The following is a 6,586-nucleotide window of genomic DNA, read 5'->3' on the forward strand; positions in this document are numbered from 1 at the left end:
GCCCCCGACACCCCGCCGCTGAACAAGTTGCTGGCTCCCGGTGCCGGACTCGTCGACCGGGTCCGCGACCGCGTGAGCGGCCGTGGCAGCGACTGACCCCGCCAAAGCTTCAGGTTCGTGCAGACCCCTGACGCGGAACCGACCGTCCCCTCCGTCGGAGGTGCGGCTTCCCTGGCCCTTACCGCACATGCCTGGTGCCTGGAGGTCCAGGCGTAAGTCTGCCAATCGCTCTCAGCTCGAAGCCGCCGGGTGGAGATGGGGCGAGAGAGCAGGGTGGCGGGTACCAGGGCCTGCTGGAGTCGCCTCGCAGAGACCGGGCTGGACTCAGAGGTTGCGCGAGCGGCGGCGGTGGAGGCGACCGGGACCGTGCTGGCCCGCACGCTCGACGAACGTGATCGGGACCGGTTCCTGGACGCGATGCCAGGTCGGCTCAAGGACCGTATGCCAGGTCAACTCAAGGGTCGTCTTCCAGACGAGAAGCACGTGCGCAATGACGACGAGGGCGGATTTCGTCCGCGCCGTCTCGCTGCTGGCGCATCGACCACCTGACGAGGCACGACTTCGGGCGCGGGCAGTCCTCTCCGAGCTGGCCGAGCAAGAACCCGGCCTGATCGCGGAACTGGACGTGCCCGCAGGCTCGCGCAAGGCCATCGCGACTCGGAGAACGCGGAGCAGCTCAAACGGCTCGCCGACGACATCGCCGCCGACCGGGGAGCCCTGTTGTCGATCCTGAAGTCGCTCGAATTGCCCGCCCGCCGTTACAAGAGCCTGGCGGTGTGGACGGCCGATAGACGATCGTGACGTCGCCGCCTTCGCGCGCGTAAATCATTCCGACGGCGCGGCCGACGCCGAAACGGGTAGTACGCCAGTATCGGTGTCACCGTGACTGCCCTATCACTCGGCTCGCCGGTGGCATAGCTCTCAGCGGAGAGGGTTTTCGCCGCTCGGGTGCGGATAGGTGGACGCCATGTCGTGCACCGGCAGGCTCGATGCTCTCGATTAGTCGCGCGATGGCGTTGACCGGCCGCCGGTTGCGTCGGCATTGGGACAACGGTCGCCAGGTCGTGGTCGAGGTGGTGCGCCGGCCGGGACGGGAACGCGATCTGGCCGTCCAGTCGGCCAAGGCCGCGGTGGCGGCCGTGCTGGCCTGGGTGATCGCCAGGCAGTGGCTGGAGGCGCCGCTGCCGTTCATCGCGCCCTGGGTGGCGCTGCTGATGGTGGACGCGACCGTGTACCGCTCGGTGGTCAAGGGCGTCCAGCAGTTGCTGGCCGTCGTGGTGGGGCTCCTAGCCGCAACCGGCGCCTACACCCTCACCGATGACTGGACGGTCGCGCTGCTCCTCGTGCTGATCCTGGTGATGCCGCTGGCGAACTGGCGGAAGTTCGGCGACCAGGGCGTCAACTCGGCGGTGTCGGCGCTGCTGGTGCTGACCAGCGGGCACCCGGGCGTCGAGGAGATCGTCACCCGGCTGGGGGAGACCGCCCTGGGCGCGGCGGTGGGGATCGTTCTCAACGCGGTGGTGTTCCCGCCGGTCCATCTGCGCAGTGCCAGGGACGCCACGGCAGGCGTCGCCGACGAGATCGACGCGCTTCTGAAGGAGGTCGCCGCCGGGCTGCGCGAGAAGTGGAGCGCGGACGACGCGCGGCACTGGCTGCGCCGCGCCGGCGGCCTCCACTACCGCATCCAGGACGCGTGGTCGGCGATCGGGCGCGGGCAGGAGAGCGTCCACCTCAACCCATTGCGGCGCCCGCACCGTGAGGCCGACCTGTCGCCCGTCCTGCTGCCGCTGGAGGTGGTCGCCAAACAGACCGAGGGCATCTGCCGCACCGTGGCGGACGCGTCCACCGACGGCATGCCCAGCGCCGACCCGCCGTTCCTGGCCCTCTACGCCGACGTCCTCGACCATGCCGCCGCCGTCGTCAACGCCTACCGCGGCCGCCACTTCGGACTGGCCCCGCCTGAACCGCCGCAGGTACTGGAGGCGGCGCGGCGCCGCAACCGGGAACTCCACGACCTTCTGCGCCGGCAGGCACCGCCGCCCGACGCGTGGATGATCCACGGCCCGCTGCTCATCGAAGTCGACCGCCTCCTCGACCACCTGGCCCACTACCTCCAGGAGCCCGCCGCGCCCGACGCCGGCGCCGGGGGAAAGCGCGCTTCTGGATTAAGCCGGTGGTCATCGCACCGCTCCGTCCGCAACGCTCGCCATTGAGAAGGATTTGGTAAAACGTGGGATCTGTCGCCCTTTGTGGGCATCCGTCCGGGACGGGATCTGCGTGACGGAGGGTCGGGATGGTGGCGACGGTCGTCGGGGAAACGGGCGGGAGCCTCGGGGTGGAGGAGGAATTCCTCCTGGTCGACGAGGTGTCGGGAAGATGCGTGCCGCGCGCGGAACATGTCCTGGCGGAAGCCGGGCGGCACGGATGGCACGAGTCGGGCGGCGGATTCCACGTCGAGTTGCCGACCTCGCAGGTGGAGGCGGCGACCGGCGTGTGCACGAAGCTCCCGGAACTGCGGGAGCAGTTGCGGCACGGGCGGCACCGGCTGGCGGGCGCGGCGCGGGCGTACGGGGCGCGGCTGGTGGCGGCAGGTACGCCGGTGCTGGACGGCCGTCCACCGCCGATCGCGCGGGGCGAACGGTTCGCCGCGATTGCGGCGGCGTACGGGGACCTGATCGAGGACTATCAGGCGAGCGGCTGCCACGTCCATGTCGGCGTCCCGGACCGGGAGACCGCGGTGGCGGTGGTGAACCACCTGCGGCCCTGGCTGGCGGTCCTGCTGGCGCTGTCGGCGAACTCGCCGTTCGACCACGGCCGCCTCACCGGTTACGCCGACCGCCGGATGGTGGAGATCATCCGCTTTCCGGGCGCGGGCGTCCCGCCGTTCGCCGCGTCCGCGTCCGAGTACGACGCGCGGGTCGCGGCGCTGGTGGAGGCGGGCGTGCTGGTGGACGACGCGATGACGTTCTGGCTGGCCCGGCCGTCACCGCGGTTCCCGACGGTGGAGATACGGACGGCGGACGCGGCGGCGACCGCCGACGAGGCGCTGCTGCACGCCGCGCTGGTGCGGGGTCTGGTCCGCGCGGCGCTGTACGACTTGGCGGACGGGCGCGAAGCCCCGGATGTGGACGACCAGATCTGCGCGGCGGCATTGTGGAGCGCTGCGCGGCACGGGATGGGCGGTCCCGGCCTGGACCCGTTGACGCGGCGGTCCGTCTCGGCGTGGCGGCTGCTGGATGCTCTGCTCGCCCGCGTCCGCCCGGCGCTGTCAGATCTCGGCGATTTCGACACGGTGATCGCCCTGGTGGACGGCGTGCGCCGGGCGGGGACGGGCGCGGACCGGCAGCGGCGCGCCGCGGAGCGGGGCGGTGCACGCGCGGCGGTGCACATGCTCGCCGAGCAGACCGAGTCCGGCGGCTTGACGGGCTGAGCCGGGCGAGCCTGGGCCGTCTCGCAGAACGCCTCGCGCGACCAGCAGGTTCTGCGACGACTTTCGCGAACGGCGACCTGGGCGACGCGTCCGTCCGCCGCAGGTTCGCCGGTCTCGCGCATCCGTTCGTTGTGCGAACGATCGCCGGGTGAGACCGCGGACCGTCTCGGCGCCCAAGCAGCAGCCTGTCCGCAGGGCCCTTGACGTGGGGCGGGGCGGGTCAGTCCCGTTCGGTGCGGGCGCCGGTGTTGATGCGTTGCTGGAGTTGGGTGTTGATGCGTTGTGCTTCGGTGAGTTGGTCTTTCAGGATGATGATGCGGCAGGCCGCGTCGAGTGCGGTGCCCTGGTCGATCAGGTCGCGGGCGCGTTGGGCCAGGCGCAGCTTGTAGCGGGACTAGCGGCGGTGGCCACCGGCCGAGCGTTGCGGGACGGCGTCTAGGCTGCGCAGGAATCCCGGGGTGACGCCGAGGATCTCGGCGGCCCGGCCCATGCTGTAGGCGGGGTAGTCCTCGTCGTCGAGTTCGTCGTCCAGCCCGCTGACGGCATCGGGGCCGGGCCCGATGCCGGGGTCGTCCTGCACCGCGCCGGGCTCGGCAGCGGGTCGCGGGTAGCGGTGTGCTGAGTGGGTCCGGGTTGAGCCGGCTGGGGTGCTCTCACAAAACCTTCCGTACCGTCGTCGGAGTGGGGGCCTGTAGTGCCGCGCCCAGGTCGGTAGGGGTCGGCGGTTCCTGCCCCTCGGCGTGCGCAGCGCGGATGGCGGTGATCACCTTGCCGAGGGCTCCACGTCCGGGAGCGGGCGATTGTGTTCCTGCCACAACAGGGCATCGACTCCCTTCCCGAAACGGCGGGTCAGATGAGCACGCGCGGCGTGCACCATCTCCGGCGACGGAATCGGAAGATCACCCATCCCTGCACCGTAGACCTGATCTCCCTGGTCGAGGTGGGTCGCACCTGCCTCTCTCAGGGAGTTCACAGGTTGGTTCTGGGGTGTCGCGGGCGCGGCCGGGGTCGCGCTGCTGGTTTCTCGTGCCGCTGCCGCGGCCGCTGGTGCGGTCTTGTGTCCCGCTTCTGGGTCGGCGGCCTGGCGGCTACTGGTGGCTCGGTCCCGGTCAGCAGGCTGCGGCGGAGCCGTTGCAGGGTTTGGGTCAGCAGCCGGGAGACGTGGATCTGGGACACGCCGAGCTGCGCGGCGATCTGCGATTGGGTGTGGTTGCCGAAGAACCGCAGCAGCACGATGGTGCGTTCGCGTTCGGGTAGCTGCGCCAGCAAAGAGCGCAGCGCCTGACCATCAACGACGTGGTCCAGAGCGGAATCGTCGGCGCCCAGGTGCTCACCGATCGTGCCTGAGTCGGCGTCGGCGGGCCCGCCGGCCGGGGCGTCCAGCGACTGCGGCCGGTAGGCCTCGCAGGCCAGCAGCACCTCCACGGCCTCCTCCTCACCGATGCCGACCCGGCCGGCGAGTTCGGCGGTGGTGGGCGAGCGGCCATGCTCGGCGGTGAAGGCGGCGGTGGCCCGCTGCAGCAGCGGCCAAGGTTTCTGGATACGGCGCGAGACCCGCAGCACCCAGGTCTTATCCCGGAAGTGCCGGCGGACCTCACCGACCACGACCGGGTAGGCGTAGACCCAGAACCGGATTCCCCGTGTGGGGTCGAACCGGTTGATGGCCATGACCAGCCCCATGAACGCGACATGCTCTAGATCTTCGATCGGTTCGCCGCAGCCGGCGTAGCGGCGCGCGATGCTCCGCACGAAGGTGGTGTTGAGTGCGGTGATCTCGGCGCGCAGCCGCTCCCGGCCAGGATCGCCGGGGCCTAGCCGGTGCAGGTCGGCCAGTAGGGCAGCAGTGCGTCGATCCGCGTCGGCGAACCGGACGGAGGCCCGTTCCGTGCCCGCGACGCCTGCCGTGCCGGTGGGCGTGACCGTCCCGGTGACGCTGGCGGTGGCGCTGCTTGCGGCAGGGTCGTGGCGGGTGTCGTGGCGGCCGGTGTCGCAGCGGGCGGGGTTCGGGAAGGCCGTGCCGCGGAGGGGTGCGTCAGTCACGTCCGCGTCCGGGCAGGTGGTCGCGGGCACGATCCACCAGGCCGGCGCCCGGCGCCGGTCAGCTTGTTCAACGGCGGGGTGTCCGGTGCGGACGGGTGCGGCCGGGTCGGCGCGGTGCGCTTGGCGGATTGGACCTTGTCGCCGAGCGTCCGCGGCTCATCGGGGCCGGTGTTGCCGGCCAGCCCGGGGAACAGGGTGCCTTCTTCCTCCTGGACGTGCGCGGACACGTCGTCGATGAGCCGCCGCACCAGCGTGGTGAATCTCTGGTCCTCGGTGTCGGTCTGCTCCAGTTCCTTCAGGACCCGCTCGACCTCGGCGTGCTCGGCGATCTCCTTGTCGGCCAGCTCGTCAACTCGTCGAACATCTCCTCGACCTCACGGGGGTCGTGGGTGAGGACCTTGATCACGTCGCGTCCGTCTTCCGCCATGATCATCCCTCTCTTCGCGCGTCAGCCGCGGATGCGCTGTGCGGGGTGCTCAGCCCCGAAGACACGCCCGGCGGCCTAGCCCTGCTCGGCAAGATCACACAGCATGACCGCCGGAACCGTCGCTGGCGCCTACGTTCGGCGCCAGGTCGGAGCGCTTTCGCGGACCCGGATGTGGCGCTCTATCGCAATCTGTGTCAATGAGGCGGCTGGCCGCTGCTGCGGCGGCGACGGCAGCAACTCCGCGACAACTCCAGCCCAACGCTCGGCGGGGACCTCCGGTGAGATCAGCTGTTGGAGCATGAAACCGGGCCGGGGTCCAATGCCCCAGGCTCCCGGCACAAGCGGCATGTCGAACAAGGCGATCACCCCGGAGTACATCTGGTCCGACGGAGCGGTGGTGCGGTGGGAGGACGCCCGGATCCACGTCTGGACGGACGCCCTCTGCGGCATCAACGTCTTCGAAGGGCTCCGCGGCTACTGGCGTCCGAGATCGTGGGAACCCAGCAGGACGCGGCGGCTGCGGCGATCGGTGGTGATGGAACAGAATCGCGCGCCGGTCTGCGTGGTACCCCCTACCGGATTCGAACCGGCGCTACCGCCTTGAAAGGGCGGCGTCCTAGGCCGCTAGACGAAGGGGGCCCGGGTGTGGCGGAGATGGTCGCCACTAGACCTGGTCAAGTGTAGAGGAC

6 protein-coding genes, 1 tRNA gene and 1 pseudogene are annotated in these 6,586 nt (G+C 70.7%); 3 read left to right on the forward strand and 5 right to left on the reverse strand.

The genetic code is table 11. The features are described 5' to 3' along the window. Positions 1-348: 348 nt before the first annotated feature. From E1287_RS41270 to E1287_RS41280, 3 genes are all read left to right on the forward strand, one after another. Positions 349-549, forward strand: coding sequence for a hypothetical protein (locus E1287_RS41270; RefSeq protein ID WP_165969445.1), 201 nt, complete (start codon positions 349-351; stop codon positions 547-549). Between the two features lie 461 nt (positions 550-1,010). After that, a complete protein-coding gene (locus tag E1287_RS41275) occupies positions 1,011-2,213 on the forward strand; it encodes an aromatic acid exporter family protein (protein WP_165969446.1) in 1,203 nt (400 codons plus the stop codon). 80 nt (positions 2,214-2,293) lie between these two features. After that, the gene (locus tag E1287_RS41280) at positions 2,294-3,430 is read left to right on the forward strand and encodes a glutamate--cysteine ligase (RefSeq protein WP_131971259.1); all 1,137 of its coding nucleotides are present in this window, start codon (positions 2,294-2,296) and stop codon (positions 3,428-3,430) included. A gap of 220 nt (positions 3,431-3,650) precedes the next feature. Here the strand turns inward: E1287_RS41280 and E1287_RS41285 are convergent. The 5 genes and pseudogenes from E1287_RS41285 to E1287_RS41300 all read right to left on the reverse strand — a co-directional run bounded on the left by E1287_RS41285 (position 3,651) and on the right by E1287_RS41300 (position 6,536). Continuing rightward, a pseudogene (locus tag E1287_RS41285) lies at positions 3,651-3,920 on the reverse strand (MerR family DNA-binding transcriptional regulator). A gap of 479 nt (positions 3,921-4,399) precedes the next feature. Beyond that, on the reverse strand, positions 4,400-5,470 hold the full coding sequence (locus tag E1287_RS41290; protein WP_131971261.1) for a SigB/SigF/SigG family RNA polymerase sigma factor: 1,071 nt from the start codon (positions 5,468-5,470) through the stop codon (positions 4,400-4,402). Further along, on the reverse strand, positions 5,467-5,814 hold the full coding sequence (locus E1287_RS41295) for a hemerythrin domain-containing protein (RefSeq protein ID WP_207934779.1): 348 nt from the start codon (positions 5,812-5,814) through the stop codon (positions 5,467-5,469). Before E1287_RS41295 ends, E1287_RS41290 begins: the two co-directional genes overlap by 4 nt. After that, entirely contained in the window at positions 5,766-5,897 is a 132-nt protein-coding gene (locus E1287_RS46530; RefSeq protein WP_279508666.1) for a hypothetical protein, read from the reverse strand. Before E1287_RS46530 ends, E1287_RS41295 begins: the two co-directional genes overlap by 49 nt. Before the next feature lie 563 nt (positions 5,898-6,460). Beyond that, a tRNA-Glu gene (locus E1287_RS41300) sits at positions 6,461-6,536 on the reverse strand. Positions 6,537-6,586: the final 50 nt, after the last annotated feature.

The sequence above is a fragment of the Actinomadura sp. KC06 genome (assembly GCF_004348735.1).
Lineage (GTDB): Bacteria > Actinomycetota > Actinomycetes > Streptosporangiales > Streptosporangiaceae > Spirillospora.